Origin of the sequence: Methanoregula sp. (assembly GCF_002835825.1) — an archaeon.
Lineage (GTDB): Archaea > Halobacteriota > Methanomicrobia > Methanomicrobiales > Methanospirillaceae > Methanoregula.
This window is the reverse complement of sequence record NZ_PIZH01000006.1, coordinates 1-16,611: the sequence shown is the minus strand read 5'-3', so window position 1 is coordinate 16,611 and position 16,611 is coordinate 1. Positions and strand designations below refer to the sequence as shown.

19 protein-coding genes and 2 tRNA genes are annotated in these 16,611 nt (G+C 54.9%); 7 read left to right on the top strand and 14 right to left on the bottom strand.

Features of this window, described 5'->3' with window-relative positions; all coding sequences use genetic code 11:
* Nucleotides 1–19 precede the first annotated feature (19 nt).
* From CW742_RS00630 to CW742_RS00605, 6 genes are all read right to left on the bottom strand, one after another.
* Nucleotides 20–439: a CS domain-containing protein gene (locus CW742_RS00630; RefSeq protein ID WP_292415484.1), complete on the bottom strand. Its 420-nt coding sequence runs from the start codon at nucleotides 437–439 to the stop codon at nucleotides 20–22.
* Complete coding sequence (locus tag CW742_RS00625; protein ID WP_292415483.1) at nucleotides 429–1,055, bottom strand: ArsR family transcriptional regulator; 627 nt, start codon at nucleotides 1,053–1,055, stop codon at nucleotides 429–431. The genes CW742_RS00630 and CW742_RS00625 overlap by 11 nt, the downstream gene beginning before the upstream one ends.
* Nucleotides 1,056–1,101: 46 nt before the next feature.
* On the bottom strand, nucleotides 1,102–1,248 hold the full coding sequence (locus tag CW742_RS00620; RefSeq protein WP_292415482.1) for a hypothetical protein: 147 nt from the start codon (nucleotides 1,246–1,248) through the stop codon (nucleotides 1,102–1,104).
* A 126-nt stretch (nucleotides 1,249–1,374) separates the two neighbouring features.
* Nucleotides 1,375–1,992 (bottom strand): superoxide dismutase, encoded by a 618-nt coding sequence (locus CW742_RS00615; protein ID WP_292415481.1) that lies wholly within the window; start codon nucleotides 1,990–1,992, stop codon nucleotides 1,375–1,377.
* A 144-nt stretch (nucleotides 1,993–2,136) separates the two neighbouring features.
* Complete coding sequence (locus CW742_RS00610; protein ID WP_292415480.1) at nucleotides 2,137–4,284, bottom strand: PAS domain-containing protein; 2,148 nt, start codon at nucleotides 4,282–4,284, stop codon at nucleotides 2,137–2,139.
* 239 nt (nucleotides 4,285–4,523) lie between these two features.
* Nucleotides 4,524–5,141 carry a HEAT repeat domain-containing protein gene (locus tag CW742_RS00605; RefSeq protein ID WP_292415479.1) on the bottom strand — a complete coding sequence of 206 codons (618 nt, stop codon included), beginning with the start codon at nucleotides 5,139–5,141 and terminating at the stop codon, nucleotides 4,524–4,526.
* A 292-nt stretch (nucleotides 5,142–5,433) separates the two neighbouring features.
* Here CW742_RS00605 and CW742_RS00600 point away from each other — a divergent pair, with 292 nt between their 5' ends.
* Nucleotides 5,434–6,351 (top strand): DUF4349 domain-containing protein, encoded by a 918-nt coding sequence (locus CW742_RS00600; RefSeq protein WP_292415478.1) that lies wholly within the window; start codon nucleotides 5,434–5,436, stop codon nucleotides 6,349–6,351.
* Nucleotides 6,352–6,356: 5 nt separating this feature from the next.
* Here CW742_RS00600 and CW742_RS00595 read toward each other — a convergent pair whose 3' ends face one another.
* From CW742_RS00595 to CW742_RS00585, 3 genes are all read right to left on the bottom strand, one after another.
* The gene (locus CW742_RS00595; RefSeq protein ID WP_292415477.1) at nucleotides 6,357–6,989 is read right to left on the bottom strand and encodes a PH domain-containing protein; all 633 of its coding nucleotides are present in this window, start codon (nucleotides 6,987–6,989) and stop codon (nucleotides 6,357–6,359) included.
* Between the two features lie 162 nt (nucleotides 6,990–7,151).
* On the bottom strand, nucleotides 7,152–8,483 hold the full coding sequence (locus CW742_RS00590; RefSeq protein WP_292415476.1) for a zinc ribbon domain-containing protein: 1,332 nt from the start codon (nucleotides 8,481–8,483) through the stop codon (nucleotides 7,152–7,154).
* 115 nt (nucleotides 8,484–8,598) lie between these two features.
* Nucleotides 8,599–9,048: a hypothetical protein gene (locus CW742_RS00585; protein WP_292415475.1), complete on the bottom strand. Its 450-nt coding sequence runs from the start codon at nucleotides 9,046–9,048 to the stop codon at nucleotides 8,599–8,601.
* A 264-nt stretch (nucleotides 9,049–9,312) separates the two neighbouring features.
* Between CW742_RS00585 and CW742_RS00580 the strand changes: the two genes are divergently transcribed.
* Both CW742_RS00580 and CW742_RS00575 read left to right on the top strand, forming a co-directional pair.
* Nucleotides 9,313–9,795 carry a hypothetical protein gene (locus tag CW742_RS00580; RefSeq protein ID WP_292415474.1) on the top strand — a complete coding sequence of 161 codons (483 nt, stop codon included), beginning with the start codon at nucleotides 9,313–9,315 and terminating at the stop codon, nucleotides 9,793–9,795.
* 61 nt (nucleotides 9,796–9,856) lie between these two features.
* Entirely contained in the window at nucleotides 9,857–10,330 is a 474-nt protein-coding gene (locus CW742_RS00575) for a YkgJ family cysteine cluster protein (RefSeq protein WP_292415473.1), read from the top strand.
* A gap of 80 nt (nucleotides 10,331–10,410) precedes the next feature.
* On the opposite strand, the gene CW742_RS00570 is transcribed toward CW742_RS00575, so the two are convergent.
* The gene (locus CW742_RS00570; protein WP_292415472.1) at nucleotides 10,411–11,016 is read right to left on the bottom strand and encodes a Yip1 family protein; all 606 of its coding nucleotides are present in this window, start codon (nucleotides 11,014–11,016) and stop codon (nucleotides 10,411–10,413) included.
* Between the two features lie 119 nt (nucleotides 11,017–11,135).
* Here CW742_RS00570 and CW742_RS00565 point away from each other — a divergent pair, with 119 nt between their 5' ends.
* The 3 genes from CW742_RS00565 to CW742_RS00555 all read left to right on the top strand — a co-directional run bounded on the left by CW742_RS00565 (nucleotide 11,136) and on the right by CW742_RS00555 (nucleotide 13,805).
* Nucleotides 11,136–11,825 carry a hypothetical protein gene (locus CW742_RS00565; protein WP_292415471.1) on the top strand — a complete coding sequence of 230 codons (690 nt, stop codon included), beginning with the start codon at nucleotides 11,136–11,138 and terminating at the stop codon, nucleotides 11,823–11,825.
* A 156-nt stretch (nucleotides 11,826–11,981) separates the two neighbouring features.
* Nucleotides 11,982–12,266: a hypothetical protein gene (locus CW742_RS00560; RefSeq protein WP_292415470.1), complete on the top strand. Its 285-nt coding sequence runs from the start codon at nucleotides 11,982–11,984 to the stop codon at nucleotides 12,264–12,266.
* Nucleotides 12,267–12,380: 114 nt separating this feature from the next.
* A complete protein-coding gene (locus CW742_RS00555) occupies nucleotides 12,381–13,805 on the top strand; it encodes a cache domain-containing protein (RefSeq protein ID WP_292415469.1) in 1,425 nt (474 codons plus the stop codon).
* A gap of 102 nt (nucleotides 13,806–13,907) precedes the next feature.
* On the opposite strand, the gene CW742_RS00550 is transcribed toward CW742_RS00555, so the two are convergent.
* The 4 genes from CW742_RS00550 to CW742_RS00535 all read right to left on the bottom strand — a co-directional run bounded on the left by CW742_RS00550 (nucleotide 13,908) and on the right by CW742_RS00535 (nucleotide 14,695).
* Nucleotides 13,908–14,090, bottom strand: a complete 183-nt coding sequence (locus CW742_RS00550) for a type II toxin-antitoxin system HicA family toxin (RefSeq protein ID WP_292415468.1) — start codon at nucleotides 14,088–14,090, stop codon at nucleotides 13,908–13,910.
* A gap of 36 nt (nucleotides 14,091–14,126) precedes the next feature.
* On the bottom strand, nucleotides 14,127–14,342 hold the full coding sequence (locus CW742_RS00545) for a type II toxin-antitoxin system HicB family antitoxin (protein WP_292415467.1): 216 nt from the start codon (nucleotides 14,340–14,342) through the stop codon (nucleotides 14,127–14,129).
* Between the two features lie 159 nt (nucleotides 14,343–14,501).
* Nucleotides 14,502–14,574, bottom strand: a tRNA-Asp gene (locus tag CW742_RS00540).
* A 15-nt stretch (nucleotides 14,575–14,589) separates the two neighbouring features.
* Nucleotides 14,590–14,695: transfer RNA gene (locus CW742_RS00535), tRNA-Tyr, on the bottom strand.
* A 285-nt stretch (nucleotides 14,696–14,980) separates the two neighbouring features.
* Here CW742_RS00535 and CW742_RS00530 point away from each other — a divergent pair.
* Entirely contained in the window at nucleotides 14,981–16,498 is a 1,518-nt protein-coding gene (locus tag CW742_RS00530) for a 2-isopropylmalate synthase (protein ID WP_292415466.1), read from the top strand.
* Nucleotides 16,499–16,611: the final 113 nt, after the last annotated feature.

The window sequence follows — 16,611 nt, the reverse complement described above, 5'->3', positions numbered from 1 at the left end:
CCCGTATACAAAAAAGAGATCAGAGATTATTCATCTTTTTTAACGATATGTCCATCACGCCGCGGTGAACACGGTAGTAACTATGGACACGGTCAATGGGCCCTTCGAGCATGATGGTCGTAATCCGGTCATCGGCAACGATCCGCACGCACTGCGGCTCGATATCGGCAAACGGGGCATTCTTCAGGTTGCAGGGGAGTTCCGCGGTAATGAATATCTCGTTATCGGTCTCGACAACCTCATACGGGATCTCGCCTTCGTCATCGGGCGTATCAATCCGGAATACTTCCGGATCGCCGTCCGCGGTCTGGCGGGTGATGATGGTGTACCCGATGATGCGTGCGTGCTGGCTCTCGGGCATGCTCTTCACGATATCTTCCACGATCCTCGCAAGGTTCTGGAAGACATCGTCATAGGGTCCGCCAGGATTATTCTGCATACACACCTCCCAGGAGGTAACGGTCTTTCTCCTTTTTTGCAATACCTTTCCGTTCAAACTGCTTTATGATCTCCGCAAGGCGCGAGCTTGGAAGTTCCGTGGCTTGTTCGAGCTCGGCAAGGGTGAGCGGCTGGTGAGACAGGGCGATCACAACACTGATCTCTCCATCGCTTTCGAATATATCCTTATGGATCTGGGCAAGGTCGTTGATCTTGCTCTCGATGTCATGGTTGACCTGCTCGAGACTGGCAAGGATCTGGTCATGCGCCTGGATCATCCGTGCCAGCATGGCGACAGACTTTTTCAGCTGGTCGTTTTTGATTGCTTCCGGGTCCGGCACAGGAACAGCGATCCGCAATTCCTTGAGACTGATGTCGATGAGGATGTCGTTGGCCAGGTAATAGTATTTTCTCCGCCGCTCATCCATCTCGCAGGAGAGGATAGCTTCGCGCTCCATCATCTGGAGATGGTCGATTACCGCCTTGGGGGAGAGCATCAGGGTCTCGGAGATCTCGGTGACAAAGCAGGGCTTCTGGCGGAGCAGCTCGATAATGCGCCTCCGGTTGCGGTTTCCCAGGATATCGAGAAGACGGGCAACCTCAAGAGCATCGTTCATGTTTACGTTATGTTAGTGTGATTACTATTTAAAATTCGATCTCCTTTCAGGCATAAGAGACAGCGAGGATGATCGCGGCCATTCCCAGAAGGGCCAGGACCGCCACCAGGAAGGAATATCGCCACCGGTCGATCTCCGCTGATCCAAGAGATGTCCTTTTGCGATATCTCCGGATCGTTGAGCCATCTGACATAGATCTATCGTATTGGGATGAACGGGATATGAATTGTAAAAATCCTGCAGGTAGTACCATTGAACCTGCAGGTTCAGGAAAAAAGAGGGGACGATAACCGGAATCCATACGGTGGAGCATCCACCGTCATTTCTTTATGTGGGTGACAAAGCGGGTGTTCACAGAATCCCAGTTTACGATGTTCCAGAAGCCTTCGATGAATTTCGCACGGTCATTCTTGTAATCGACATAGTACGCGTGCTCCCAGACATCGAGGGCCATGAGGATCCGGAACCCGGGGACGAGGTTCACGTTGTGCTTCTCAACCTGCATGATGATGAGCCGGTTGGTCTTCATGCAATGCGTCAGCACGGCCCACCCGGATCCTTCTGCACTGGATGCGGCCTGGGTAAACTCCTTTTTGAACCGGTCGAAGCCGCCGAACTCAGCATCGATCGCTTTCGCCAGTTCGCCTTTCGGGACGCCGCCCCCTCCCTTTCCGGCGGGAGCAAGGTTCTCCCAGAAGAGGTTGTGGAGACGGTAACCCGCGATGTGGAACGAGAGCTCTTTTAGTGTGGCTTTCATGTCCAGATCCGTTTTCTCCTTCCGTGCCTTGTCCAGTTTCTCGAAGATCGCATTCGCACCGGTCACGTACGCCTGGTGATGCTTTGTATGGTGCAGGGTAAGTTGTTCTTCGGAAATGTACGGTGCCAGGGAATTGTACTCATACGGCAGTTTTGGCAGGGTGTAGAGTTTTGATTCCATCAACGTTCCTCCACAAGGGGGTATGTGGATAGTATCCCAATCCATGTATATTAGTCATTGCGTTGCTGCAGAAGAACGGGCAGATTCCGCCGCGACACGGAATATGCCGGATTACATCCCTGGAGAAACAGAAAGCAATGGGAGTTACGGGAAACGGTATTTCCCTTTCGGCACCCGGATCTCGAACCGGACCCCGGCTTCCGGTGTTCCGGTCTCCTGAATCGTGATTCCGGTGAACCCGAGCAGCTCGCGGACAAGGAAGAGACCGTGGACAGTCCCGGTGACATAGCCTCCTTCGAAGATCTGCTCTTTCTGGTCTGCCGCAACCGCGTACCCGTTATCGGTATATACGATGAGCAGATAATCTGTTTCGATTCTTGTGAAGAGGGAGATCTCCGGTTTTTCCCGTGTACAGTTGCGAAGGGAATTTTCCAGCAGGTTGAAAAATACACGCGGGAGAAGCGGATCTGCGAAGATCTCGAGATCACCCACCTCTGACCTGATAGTTGCCCGGTGTTCTGGCAGGAGGAGTACCGCATCGGAAAACGCCCGCTCTACCCGCTGCCATTTGGGCGAGATGAATCCCAGTTCCTGGAGCGCACGCATGTAAGCGATCTGGTTCCTTATGGACTCGATAGACCCGACGGTCTTGTCGAAGAACTGCTGCATTGCCTCGTGCGTATTCTTGAGCTGGGCCCGTTCGAGATGGTTCATGATAACAGACAGGTTGTCGAGGATATCGTGCCGTGTTATGCTGAAGAGAAGGTCCATCTTGAGGTTGATGTTCTGCTGGCTGACATCCTCGGAGATCCCCAGGATATACTGGGGAGTGCCGTGCGAGTCAAAGACCGGGACGATAATCATGTGGATGATCGTGCCGCCAAGATCACTTCTTGAGATGATCTTGTTGCGGATTTCGCCCGGGCGGGTAAAGATCCCGCGGTTCTCCTCCCGGATAGCAGTGACGATATCAGGAGAAAAGAGATCCGCATCGGTCTTCCCGAGAACTTCTGATGCAGGGAACCCAAAGAGTCTCTCGCTCATCTTGTTCCAGAAGACGTATTTCCCGTCCGTTGCACGGGTGATGAAGATGGCAACCGGGAGCTGATCGATCATCTCGTTCTGGAAGATCTCATCATCTTGCATCTTCTGGAATGCAGCTTTGAGCGAATCGACCATCGTGTTGATACTGGACTCAAGGGTCGAAAACTCGATGTTATTTGTCTCACGGATCCGGTGGTTGAGATTGCCCCGCGCAATGATATCGACATCTTCAACGATCGCTTTGATTTGCTGGGTCATGTGCCGGGAAAGGAAAAATGCCAGGATACACCCGGTGATGATTGCGATAATCGCAACCACGATGTGATAGATCAGCAGGCGGTTTAAGGCATCCTCCATCAGGCGGGTATTGTACGTGATCATCACGATCCTGCTCGGATCTGAGCCGTACAGGGTGTCATGAAGATCGATAAAGAGGAAATGCGTTATCCGGGAGTTGGCGGAATCGACAATTTCAAGATTGCTGCGGGTCCGGATCACTTCCGCGAGCTGGCTTTTTAAGGGTTCTTGTGGAGGAGTATTGTTATTCACCCGTAAACCAAGCGTGTTGAATGAGGTGTATCCCTCAACATACGGGTTTGAAAAGATGATTGTTTTCACATTCTTGTGGTCGTCCAGCGCATCGTTGATCGCATTGAAAGACTCCCCGCCAAGGCCGAGTTCAAGCACATACTTATGGTCAGCCGTAGGCATGTAGGCATATTTCCGGTACTGTCCTGCCCCAAGAAGTTCATGGACAACGCGATCCGGAAAGAACCCTTCCGCATTCCGGATCTTCGTCAGGTACTGGGAAAAGTAGGGGATGGACCGGAAGTCCTGGCCAAGTTCAGGAAGGAAGGTAGTCTCAACAATGACGCTGTTTTCGTCAATGATATAGATATCATACCCGGTCCCCAGTTCTGCCTGGAGCGCAGCAAGGTTCATCTGGGAAGGATCGCCCCCGACCCGCTCGTATTCGGCGTTGACCTTAATGAGCCCTTCCCGCATCTTGTCGTTGAGGCTGTTGTCAAGGATATTTGTCGCCGTGTCGGTGAGCCGCAGTGCCTCGACAACATTCCATTCGGTCTGGAGCTCCAGGTTCTGGTATTCACGGTCGAAGTTCTCCCGGGTGAAAACATAGGCATTGACCGTGAGGAGGCCAACGATACAGATGATCAGGAGGATCATGAAGATGAGGATGTAGAAGGAAAAGGACCGGTTCGATCGCATGATACTTTTTTCCGTCACCATACCAGCCACTCGCCTCCGGGAAGTATTCCAGCAGCTGTCCGATCCTCGTTTATGCTGTGAGAATAGTATCGCGGCCAGGAGCCAAAATCTCAAGGCATGACCAAGCAGTACATTCCCGCAGGAAAGCCTGTGGTCGCTGTCGCGATCCGGTCTTTTTTGATATCATTTCGGACAATAAAAAAGAGATCTTTTTGATTTCCGGTGGTGCGTACACCGGTTTTTTTGGGAATTCCGGAGGATTACCGGAGCGCGTCCGTTATAGCTTCCCGGATTTTCTCGTCTTTTTCCTCTGCCAGTGCAGCCTTCAGCGCATCGTCCGCTTTCGGTCCGCCGATAGTACTGAGTGCACGGACAGCCATCATCTTCACGTAGGGGTTCTCGTCTTTGAGGAGGATGATCATGGGCTCGATTGCATCGGAGTCCCCGAGGTGCTTGAGACCCTTCGCCGCCATGTACCGCACATGGTCACGGTTATCCTTCAGCGCATTGATAAGGGGTTTTACAGCATTCTCATCGGCAATTTTGCCAAGTGCCTCGGCAGCGCGGTACCGCGTCTGCCACTTCGGCTCGTTCATGACTTCGGTAAGGGGCTCGATTGCGGCCTTTCCAATCCGGGAAAGCGCAAGGGTTGCCTGCTCCCGGACCGATTTGTCAAAATCCGCAAGCGCCTCGATAAGCGGCTGGATGGCCCACGGGTTGTGCGCCTTTCCAAGAAGGTAGGCTGCATACTGCCGCACAAGGGGATCGGTGTTGTTGCGGAGTTCCCGCGCCAGATCCTCAAGCCCCAGCGCTTCGAGCTGGCCGGCATTCTCCGGTCTTTTTGGTGCATTTTCTTCCATGGGGTGATCGTTTGTCATACAGCTTCATTGAAGTATCGCCTGTGGGAGTATAAAAAGTTCCATGATACTGTGGCATGCAGGGAATTACGATGCGTACAGGGAGGACTCCTGCAACTAAAGAAAAAGACGACAGAGGATTGTTGATACCCATCGCGGTTCCCAGCCTCATCGACGGGTGAGGGGGAGATTGCCAGGTCAATGTTCTCTTTTCAACAGATCTGCCAATGCCCGTTGCAGAATGTCCCCATGAGTGCAAAAAAAATCGCAGTATACGACGTGTTTTTATATATCGGACAGCGATGGACTATGTATGAACCCAAAAGCCATCGTGCTCCTGATCTTCTGCATTGCCCTTGTCGCTGCAGCAGGGTGCACAGGACTCCCTGCCAGTACCTCCGGGTATACATCATCGCAGGATGTCGTGCGGACTGAAGCGATCTATGATAACGGATGGGGTGAGTCATCACAGAAAATGGCCGGATCTGTCGCCGTAGCTCCCATGCCCGCATCGGCGTCGGAGTATTACGGCGCGGATTCCGCCACGGTTGAGACCAAGATCATCAAGACTGCTGACATCACCGTAGAGGTCAGGGACGTCAATGGAGCCGCGGAGTCGCTCAAGTCCCTTGCAACGTCCCATGGGGGATACATCTCATCGACAAACATCCGGAAGAATTACCAGAACCAGCTGACGGGAACGGTAACCATCCGCGTCCCCCAGGCATCGTTCGATGCCGCTATTGAAGGGGTAAAGGCCCTCGGCACGCTCAAGTCGATATCCACAAGCGGGCAGGACGTAACCGAGCAGTATATCGATCTCGAGGCACGGAAGGCTTCGTACACGAACCAGCTCGCTCAATACAACGCGATCATGAAACAGAGCACCCGTGTCGAGGACATCATCAAGGTGCAGGAACAGATCGACCGGGTGCAGACCGAACTCGACCGGCTCAATGGCCGGCTGAATTACCTCAACAGCAGGATCGATCTCTCAACCATCACGGTCTATCTCCAGGAGCCTGAGCCGGTTGGCGGGCAGGCAGGGCATAATTTCGTATCAACGATCAATGAAGGTATTGCCGGGTTCCTCGGAATGATCGATGCACTGATCATTCTGGTGTTCACGCTCCTCCCGCTTATCATCATCGGCGGGATAGGCTACTGGATCTACTCATGGCAGAAAAACAAAAAAGGTCCGGCTGCCCAGACCCTCGAAGAGAAAAAATAAGACTATTATCTTTTTTGCTGCTCAAGCAGCATCCGGATCTTTCTGAGTTCGTCAAGGATCAGGATACTTGTGCCGGTTGTCGCAACCGGAGATTCAGCAACCGGGGGAACACTCGCGCCGGTCCCCGTCCCGTCGCTTCGGCCGCTGCACGCCCGGACATACCCGCGCAGGATTTCCCGGAGCTCCTCGGCATGTTCGATGGCCTCGATACGGATCTCGGGTACAGCCTGGCCGGAATATCCTGCTGTCTGGACGGAGATGGTTGAGATCCCCAGCCACCGCATCACCGGGCCCTGCCGGAGGTCAAGGTTCGTAATCCGGTTGTAGGGAACAATGCCGGTTGTCCGGAACCAGACACCCCTGCGCCAGCGCAGTTCGTCATCGTGAAGCTCGTATTCCATGGTGGCGTAATAGAGCCGGGTCCAGACAATGAAGAGGACCACGATGAAGAGGAGCCCGGCAAGGACTGCCATAGGAAAGAGAACATCAATCTCCGGGCCTGCTGCCACGAACATCGGGAGGACCGTGAAACAGGCAATGAGCCCAAGAATGAGGAGAAAATCGATGATAAACCACGGGACAAATGCCGGTGAAGGTTTGAAGGGCACTTTTCTGGGAAACGGGTCGGTTGCTGTCATACTATCACCGCATTAGTATTGATCTCCGCAGGATAAAAGGTTGGGAAAAACGGGGTGCCGGGGTGGCCACTGCACACCCTGGCTTTGTATCTGCCCCGGCAGAGGGCCATGAGGGAAAGAGTGTCTCCTCAAAGCCATTTCCGGAAGAACCGCACCTGACTTTTAGGTATTGGCTGAGACGCTCACTTTCCCGTACGATTCTTTCGTTGCATCGCTTTTCAGCAGGGTTCCATCCTTGTAGATCGCAACCGAGAGTTCATGCTTTGTCGAGCTGTCCTTCTTCTCGAAATCAGCATGGACCGTCCCTGTTGCATTCACGACCTCGAAGAGCCGTGAACCGGAACTATCCAGGTTCTGGAGATCGGAGGACATCCCGTAGGTCCCTTTGTAGCTGCCGATATAACTGATCAATACCCAGACACCGGAAACGGGAACCGTGGGCGCAGTGGTTTCCTTGACCGTGATGGATGCAACACCCGTGTTGGACAGCGGGCCTGATGGGGTTGTGCTTACGGTGCTGGCAGACGATGTAACGGTTGCAGAGGGTTCACCCGAAGACGATGGTTCACCTTCAGCCGGGGAGCCGGACGAGATCATCGGGTACACGACAAAGGCTCCTGCCGCAAGCAGGACAACGAGAGCAAGGACGATGACTCCCGCCATGAGGACGTTCTTTCCCGGCATCATACTCCGCCGGGGTTTCCGTGCCGGGGCAGGAGCCGCAGGCCGGGGGGTTGCGGGCTTCTTTTTCCCGCCTCCGAGAAGCCCGGACAAAAATCCCTTCTTTGCCGGCTTCTGCTGGGGCATGGCAGGGCGGGCAGCCTGGGGCGATGTCGTCCGCAGGGAATCCATGGAGGCGCCGGGAATGGTTTTTTCAAAGCCGGACGCCCGTACCGGGGGAGGTGCCTGCTGCCGTGCAGGAGCAGCCTTCCGGGCCGGCGGGGCAGGTGCGACAATGGGAGTGCCGCATTTGTTGCAGAACGCGGAATCTGAAAGGACCGGGTTCCCGCATTTCGTGCAGTACACAACGTCATCAGAAGATGGAACAGGGGTATCTTCCTGAGCCGGGCTCTCATACGCCCGTGCCGGAGCACTCCGCCTCACCGAAACATTCTGCGGGGCGGTGACCGTTTCGCGCACAACAGCGTCACGCGCAGCGGAGACCTCCTGCTGGATTATCCGTACCCAGTCATCACGCACTCGTGATCTTTTGCCGCCTTCCCGCTGCGGGAAGGTCAGGATCATCTGGCGGTTTTCTCCGGTCGCGGTCTGGACGGTAAGGGTAAGGATCTCCTCACCGATCGCATTCTCCCCGATCTCGGCCTCCATGATCATGTCGTACGCGACCTCCTTTGTCGGGAGGATGTTCTTCGCACGGTCCACGAGAAGGATACGCATGTTGGTGAGGATGCCCTCAAACGGGATCGACTTGACGTAAACCCCCGGCGTTCTCAACAGGACCTGTTCACCATGGTAAAGATCTGGATCGCCCATATAATCACGCCTGATATAGTATCTGGTTGATAGTTGTTCAACCTGACACGGGAAAAAGATATTTATCGGGATGCGCGTTTTTGCGTATACGCTTCGCTGCAACCGGCCCTGGCGGTTACCGCACGAAGACAACGGATTCCGGCAGGGCGCCGTTCCGAATAAGGACCTCACGGAACTGCTTTGATACCGCCATCTGTGCCTTGATTTCCGATGAGATGGTAATACCCATCTCGCTGGAACGGGGATCGTCAGGAGCGCAGACCGTCATATCGCCGGCAAGGTTCTTGTCAAAGATGGACTTCACGATATGGTTCTGGACAAAGGTTATCTCGGTCATCATCTTCTGGTCGGGAACAACCGTCGATGCAAATGTGAACCGGATAACATCCTCGAGCGGATGAGGGAACGATTCAACGGAAAGCTTGAGATGGCACTCGATCTCGAACCGTTCGCTGTCGACTTTTCTTGCCGCTGAGTGCTCAATACTCATCATGAGTACCCGCTCTGCCGGGACCATGTGGATGTGGCGATCTTTGTCAAGCATGGCAATACTGGCTGAAGGCATGTGTTTTCATCTCCAAGGAAGATTCTCTGCTGCCCGGGATAATAGCGCTTGTGTCCGGATGGATAGAACCCGGGGCATCCACCTATAATTTAAACCCCTTCCACCATGGTATACGCTATGGGATATCCTTCCGGGCTGTGGCTTCTTCCGGCATGCATATTCTGCCTTCTTGTTTCTGCAGGTTGCATTGCCGAAGAATCTGAACCTCCTTATGTCCAGCTCCCGGTATCACCAGTCCCCACTCCAACGCCCGATAGCCCGGTAGTGACAGTTCCCCTTGCGGATCTGGCACTCCAGAAGGAAGACCTTCCCCCTGACTATCGCCTGAAAGACCGGACGGTCACATCCTATGATGGTGCAGGGCAGGTCTTCCGCGACCTGGGCTGGCAGCAGGGATACGAGGTCACCTACTACCGCATGGACACAGACCGGAATGACATCACGATCATTTCCCAGGAAATTGCGGTGTATCCCATAAAGACCGTACGGGATGCATACTCCCTGAAAAAAGAGAAACTGCTTCCCGAAGAGGACAGCCGTACGGATTACCAGGTACCATTCCCGCCTACGGGAGACCGGAGCATTGCATGGCGGGAGGTCAGCACTTCCGGAATGGTGCCTGTCGTTACCTATACCGTGATCTTCACAAAAAAGAACGTGTACGAGAAGATTGCACTGACCGGCACCAGCACGGATTATGAACTCTTAAAAACCCTTGCAACAACGGCTGCGGAAAAAATCCGGTAAGCCGGTACGCTTCGATCCCTTTTTTACTCTGCCCTCCCTGACTGTACATCAGGTAATACCCATGGCCTTCTCCTGCCGCCAGTGCGGCACCTGCTGCATGTATCTGGGCGATTATATCGTGATCGAAGAGCAGACCGGGCCGTTCTCGTTTGCCTGCGAATCGGTCTCGACCGGCACGCCCTTCACTGCCGAAATCGATGAGGACAAGCGTGAGATATTCAGGGATCACTCGTTTCCCGATACGCATCCCCATGCCTGCCGCTTCCTCCGCCCGGACGGGGATCTCCTGCGCTGCACCATCCACCGCGACAGCCCGGCACAGTGCAAGTTCTACCGGTGCGTGGCCATGCGGATTTCTGATTCTTCAGGCAAGTCTCTCGGGTACGTGACCGGGGCGCTTGCCCTGCATTCTGATAACACGGAACTCCGGTCTTTGTGGGAGAAGATCATTGAACAGGAGCGACCGCGCTCCGATTCAGAGGCAGAGCCGTGGATCTCCCGGATTCTTACAGAGAACGGATTCACGACCGGATAACCGGTTATAATGGATGTATGAACGCCCGCCCATCACATCCCGAAGCAATGATTTTCTCCGGTTTCGGAGTTTAAAAAAGATTAATCGAACTGAGGATAATGGCCATTATACGGAGCGGCTGAGATTGCCGAAGCACTGGCCACAGTGATGAAGAAGTACATCGCCAGCAGGACAAGGACGATGAGCGGTACCATCACGGCAATGATCATGGCAACGAGAGCTTTTCCGCTGCTCATTTCCTGCATTTCGCGGATGCCGATGATCTGGAGCACGATCGACCACAGGCAGAAGAGGAAGCCGATGAACGGGATCCATCCGAGGAGCATGCCGGGAGTCATGCCGTAGATGACTGCTTTTGCCGTTTCAATGAGCCCCTTTCTTCCTCCAAGGAGATACACCCAGAGGTGCAGCCAGAGCGAGAAGATGATGGTAACGATTGCCCCCCCGATCAGGGCACCAAAGAAGATCACGACCGGCATCGCGAACCGTGGCATCATGGGCGAAAGCATTCCCATGACACTGATGCCGATGAGGGATACGATTGCCGTCATCGCCGCATGGACGAGGAGCAGGGCGATAAGGTAGGGCACAGCCACGTCCGTCCCATCGGGCCGTGCAGCCCGGAAACTCTCGACCGGATTCACGATGAACCCTTGTACCTTCGCAATTATCGCATCGATCATCATGGGGAAAGGTGATACCCGCTGATATATTAATTACCCCGGGGAGTTCTGATTAAACCCTGCGCTGTGCCACCTGCTTTGGGACATAAGGTTTTATGTCCGGTCCCGTCCACATGCAGTGCATGAAACCATGGTACGCTGTCTGTCTGCTGGGTGTTGCCGCAGGCCTTGTCTTCTGTGCCGGATGTGCCGGCACATCATCCCCTGCCGCAACACCGATTCCGACCACTCCGGTTGTATCAGAGACCGCTGCAATGCCCTCCCCCACAGCAACACCCTGGCCGGGTACACTGTCCCCGGGTGCTGACGCTCCCTTTGGTATAGGAGGAAAGACGGGGGCCGCGAGGGTCTACAAGGCAGACCTTATGGCAGATTATACCTGGACATCCCCCTCATTCAACAGCCCCAGCGAGCAGAGGATGACGGGTGAAGCTCTCGATACGCAAAAAGGGTATAACACACAGAAACCTTCGGAAGGGAATGCCTTTCTCTTTGTTTTCGTGAGACTGACTGACACCGGATCGGAAAGTATTGTTGCTCCCTCGCCAGTACAGTTCATGGTCAACTACAACGGGAACAATTACCAGTACCGCTCGCTCTCCGGCCCTGACGTCAGTATCGGGGGGGTCCGGGGCACCCAGTACGATTACCTGATCGGGAAAGGTGGCGTATCCGGATATATCCAGCCCGGGGAGAGCAATGCCGCGGACGGGTTCCTCATCTACGAGGTTCCCGCATCCATCGATCTCACGAAAGCATCCATGGTCATCACCCTCGACGCCCAGCATACCGCGGCCTGGAAACTCGGCTGACCAGACAATCAGGCCAACCCTTTTTTACCCTGCATCCACCGGATCTGCCCGGGCTAGGCATCCATGGTTACATAATGTCAGAGCGCATATACTATAGTGGTGATCCGTTCTTTTCCCGCCTGAAACACATCTGTTTCACCATCACCAGGACTCATCATGAAAGAAACAACAATGAAAGCAATCTCATTTGCCCCACCCGAGGTTTTCAAGCCAACCGAGGCTCATCTCGCCATCCTCCGGGCTGTCGCAGACAACCAGAGCTGCCGCATCGGGCAGGTTGTCCAGGCGCTGTACCCGGGTTTCAGCGAGAGCAGCATCCGGTCCAGTGTCAGGGTCCTCTTGTCCAGGGGATGTCTCGACGGGGGCAAATCCAGCAGTGAAATCGTTCTCAGGCTCACTTCCCGGGGGCGCCTGCTGATCCAGCAGCCTGCCGCAGAATAATTTTTCATCCCGTGAATTCCGGATCGCATCCTGCCCTCAAAGGGAGATGCCGGTCGCAGCGGGTCAACCCGCAATCAACATTTTTTTATGGTTTTGCGCCAAGAGAATCCGTCCATGAAACGATGGGCACCGATTCTCATTCTTATTCTGGTCACCGCACTTGTCCATGCAGCAGGATGTACCGGGACCCTGCCTGCACAGCAGAGCACGAGCCAGACATCCGTTCCCCCGGCTTCTCCTGCCACCGTTGAATCTCCCGCAAAGGTCACCCTCGCCGGCCTGACAAACCAGGTGAAGGAAGCTGTTGCCTTTGCGCAGGAAAACGGCAGGGAAAAAGCACTGACCGCGTTCAATGACCCAAACGGTTCGTTTGTAAAAAATGGCGTATACATCTTTGCCGAGAGTTATGACGGCACCGCCCTTGCCGAGCCTTTCGAGCAGGAACTCGTTGGCACAAACATCCTTCACATGACAGACCGGTATGGTGTCCCGCTGGTAAAAAAACTGGGCGAAACCGCCCGGTTCGGGATCGGGTATGTAAGCTATGATTACCCCAACCCGCTGGACAGGAGGGGTGTCACACCGAAACTCTCTGTTGTCGCTGACGTTGACGGTACGTACTATGTCGGCGCCGGCACCTATGCCGGGTTCGGGATGATCTATCCTTCAACAGGCATTGGCCAAAAGACCCGTGACTATACGACCGGCGACCTCACAGCATTCGTGAAGAATGCCGTGGCATATGCAAAGGCAAACGGGAAGGAGGCAGCTCTTGCTGCATTCAATGACCAAAAAGGGCAGTTCGCAGACGGGGAACTGACCCTCATTGCAGTCGACTACAATGGCACGGTGCTCGCTAACTCCCTCACGCCGGATACCGCGAACAACCGGATCAATTTAATCAACTACCACGATCCGGACGGGGTAACCACCATCCGCGAGATGCGGGACCTCTCCTTTTCGGGTGGCGGGTTCTCGTACACGGTTGCGGCCGTGACAAAGGACGGTATGACATGGTATGCACCCAAGCTCGACTATGCGGAGCCGGTAGATGACACGTACTGGGTCTTCTCCGGGATCATCGTGCCGGAGTACGAGCAGCTCCGCGAGGGCAACCTCACCGGCATCACGGTGCGGAACCACACGAGAACGGAACTGTACGATCTTGTCGACCGGGCGGTAACTTACGCAAAAGCGAACGGTAAGGAGAAAACACTCGCGGAGATCAACAACCCGGACGGGCAGTTCGTGAACGGCGATCTCTTTATCTGGGCTGAAGATTTCAATGGAACGATCCTGGCAGATCCCCACTGGAAGGATGGCGTTGGCAAAAACTGGATGGATTACTCAGATCCCTATGGCTCAAAGACAACCGCTCTCAACATCAATGCTATCCGGAGCGGGACCGGGTTCACGCATGCGATGTTCGTGGATACGGCCGCAGGACAGAAGTCTGCCGTCCCGAAACTGCTGTACGCAAAAGCGGTCGATGAGACATGGTGGATCGGCAGCGGGATCTATGGGGTACAGGGTGGCTGATAGGGCACCGGTATCCGCGCACGGATAATGTGATTACCCCATCCACTTTCCGTAAGGATGCGACCCCACAGGATTCACAATACACTACCCAAAAAAAAGAGTCTACAGCAGCCGGTTGAATTCACTAACGGAAATCCCCGCATCCCGGATCAGGTCGCGCTCCGTTCCCTTTGCAACCACATCGTGATCGGGGATGACAAGAATTTCCTCATTACGGGCCATTACGATATGGCTTCCTCTCTGGCAGATGACAGGAAATCCGATCCGGGAAAAGACCTTCACCATCTCCCTGCCCGAAACCGGGAGATGGCGATCGCTTGTTCATACTGCGATCTCGACAAGAGTGCTTTTTGGCTGCCCTTTGGCCGCCTTCTCGGCCATCTCCCGGGAAACTTCGAGGTAGAGATCGATGGCATCCTGGATATTTTTCAGGGCTTCATCACGGGTCTTTCCCTGCGAGTGGCAACCCTTGAGGGCAGGACAGTGCACGGAGTAGGTTCCATCTTCCTCCTCCTCAAGGATAATGTCGAGTTTCACAGAGGCTGTATCCTTACTGGCTATCTGCGAATCCGGAAATCAAATACATTGTGTTAAAACGTATCAGATGCCTGCTCATCAGTCTGACAGCCCGGTGCCGTAAAACCCGGTTTGCCCCGGAAGGATGGGATATTCCGGGTGGCTAACCCGAAAAGAGTACGCCCAGGTCGGAATTCGAATCCGAGTCGATTGCGTGACAGGCAATCATGATAGGCCACTACACTACCTGGGCATTTGTTTACAGTAATCCCGCCTCCCAGATTCGAACCGGGGACATCGCGGTAGCCGCGCAGTTGCCTGAATCGGCAAACCATACTACAGCCGCGCACTCTACCAGGCTGAGTTAAGGCGGGGCACTGCGCTACTAATGTAGGGCAAGTTTACTATTAAACGTATCGTAAGATCATCGTGTATTTCCGGGAAAATACCCCACAACATCCCCGGATAATCCGACCACTGATCTGATGCGCATATCCCTTGCCGGCAGGACTGGCTGCAGGATATACTGCACCCGTGCGGCGTTTCCGTTGACGGTCCCGTGTTGTTTTGGCGTTGCAGAGAAATCCCGGGAAATCTGGTGCAGCAATCGTTTATATGGTCCGGGTTCCCATCTCTTTGTATGACTACTCGCAAGGATTTTGCGGGGGATCGTCTTCTTCACCGATAGCGCAGCTCGTGAAGAAGTGACTGTTTTTGACACGACATTACGTGACGGAGAACAGACCCCTGGTATTGCATTCACATTCGAACAGAAACTCGAGATTGCCCGCCAGCTCTCCCCAATCGGCGTTCACGCGATAGAGGCAGGGTTCCCTGCATCTTCGAAAGCCGAGAAAGAGACGGTACGTGCTATCAAAAATCTCGGCCTGGATTCCGTGATCTGCGGGCTCGCCCGTTCCGTGAAAGCGGACGTTGACACGTGCCTTGACTGCAATGTCGATATGGTGCATGTCTTCATCCCGACCTCGGACATCCAGCGGGAGAACACGATCAACAAGAGCAGGAAAGAGGTCCTGGAGATCACGGCCGACATCATCGGTCATATCCGGAAGCGCTCCGAGCTCTGCATGTTCTCTGCAATGGATGCCACGCGGACGGACTGGGACTATCTCATCGAGGTCTTCCGGACCGCAGCGGACGCGGGTGCCACGATCATCAACGTGCCCGACACGGTGGGCGTCATCTCGCCCTCCGCGATGAAGACGCTGATTGCCCGGATCAACCGGGAAGTGAAGTGCCCGATCGACGTCCACTGCCACAACGACTTCGGCCTCGCGGTGGCAAACACCATCGCAGCAGTCGAGGCAGGCGCCTCGCAGGTGCAGGTGACCGTGAACGGGCTTGGTGAGCGGGCCGGCAATGCCGACCTTGCCCAGACCGTGATGATCATGGAGTCGATGTACCGGATTAAGACCGGGATCAAAAAGGACAGGCTCGTCGAGACCTCGCGCCTCATCTCCCGGTTCTCCGGCATCGGCATCCCGCCAACCCAGCCGGTCGTGGGCGAGAACGTCTTCTCCCACGAGAGCGGTATCCACTCGCATGGCGTGCTCCAGAACGCGGCCACCTTCGAGCCGGGCATTATGACCCCGGAGATGGTCGGACACCGCAGGAGGCTCACGCTCGGCAAGCACGTGGGCAGGCACGCGGTGCAGCAGATGTTAAAGGATGTCCATATTGAACCGGACGGCACCCAGCTCGACGCGATCGTTGAGAAGGTCAAAGCCGTGGCGAACAAGGGCAAGCGCGTGACCGACGCCGACCTCTACGAGATTGCCGAGTCCGTCATGGGCATCGAGCTCAACCACAAGGTGCTCGACCTCCAGGACATCGCTATCATGACCGGCAACCATGTTATCCCGACCGCGAGCGTGAAGGCGATTGTCAACGGGAAAGAGCATGTCTTCTCCGCTGTGGGGAACGGCCCCGTAGACGCAGCCCTGAAAGCCATCCTCGGGATCACTCCCTCAAAACTCCAGCTCAAGGAGTTCAACATCGAGGCGATCTCCGGCGGCTCGGACGCGATGTGCCACGTGACCATCGCTGTCGAGGACGAGCGCGGCAGGATCTTCGATGCCAGCGGCAGCGGCGACGATATCGTGTTGTCATCAGTCGAGGCAATGGTCAACGCCGTGAACCTGATCAACCGGGCGTAACCGGAATCACTCTTTTTATTTTCCCGTCGCCATCGGAGGACGGGAGGTTTAAAAAAAAGATTTACGCAGCGGTCGGGGCGCCCTTGCCCTCGATGGCTGCCTTGATCTGGGCC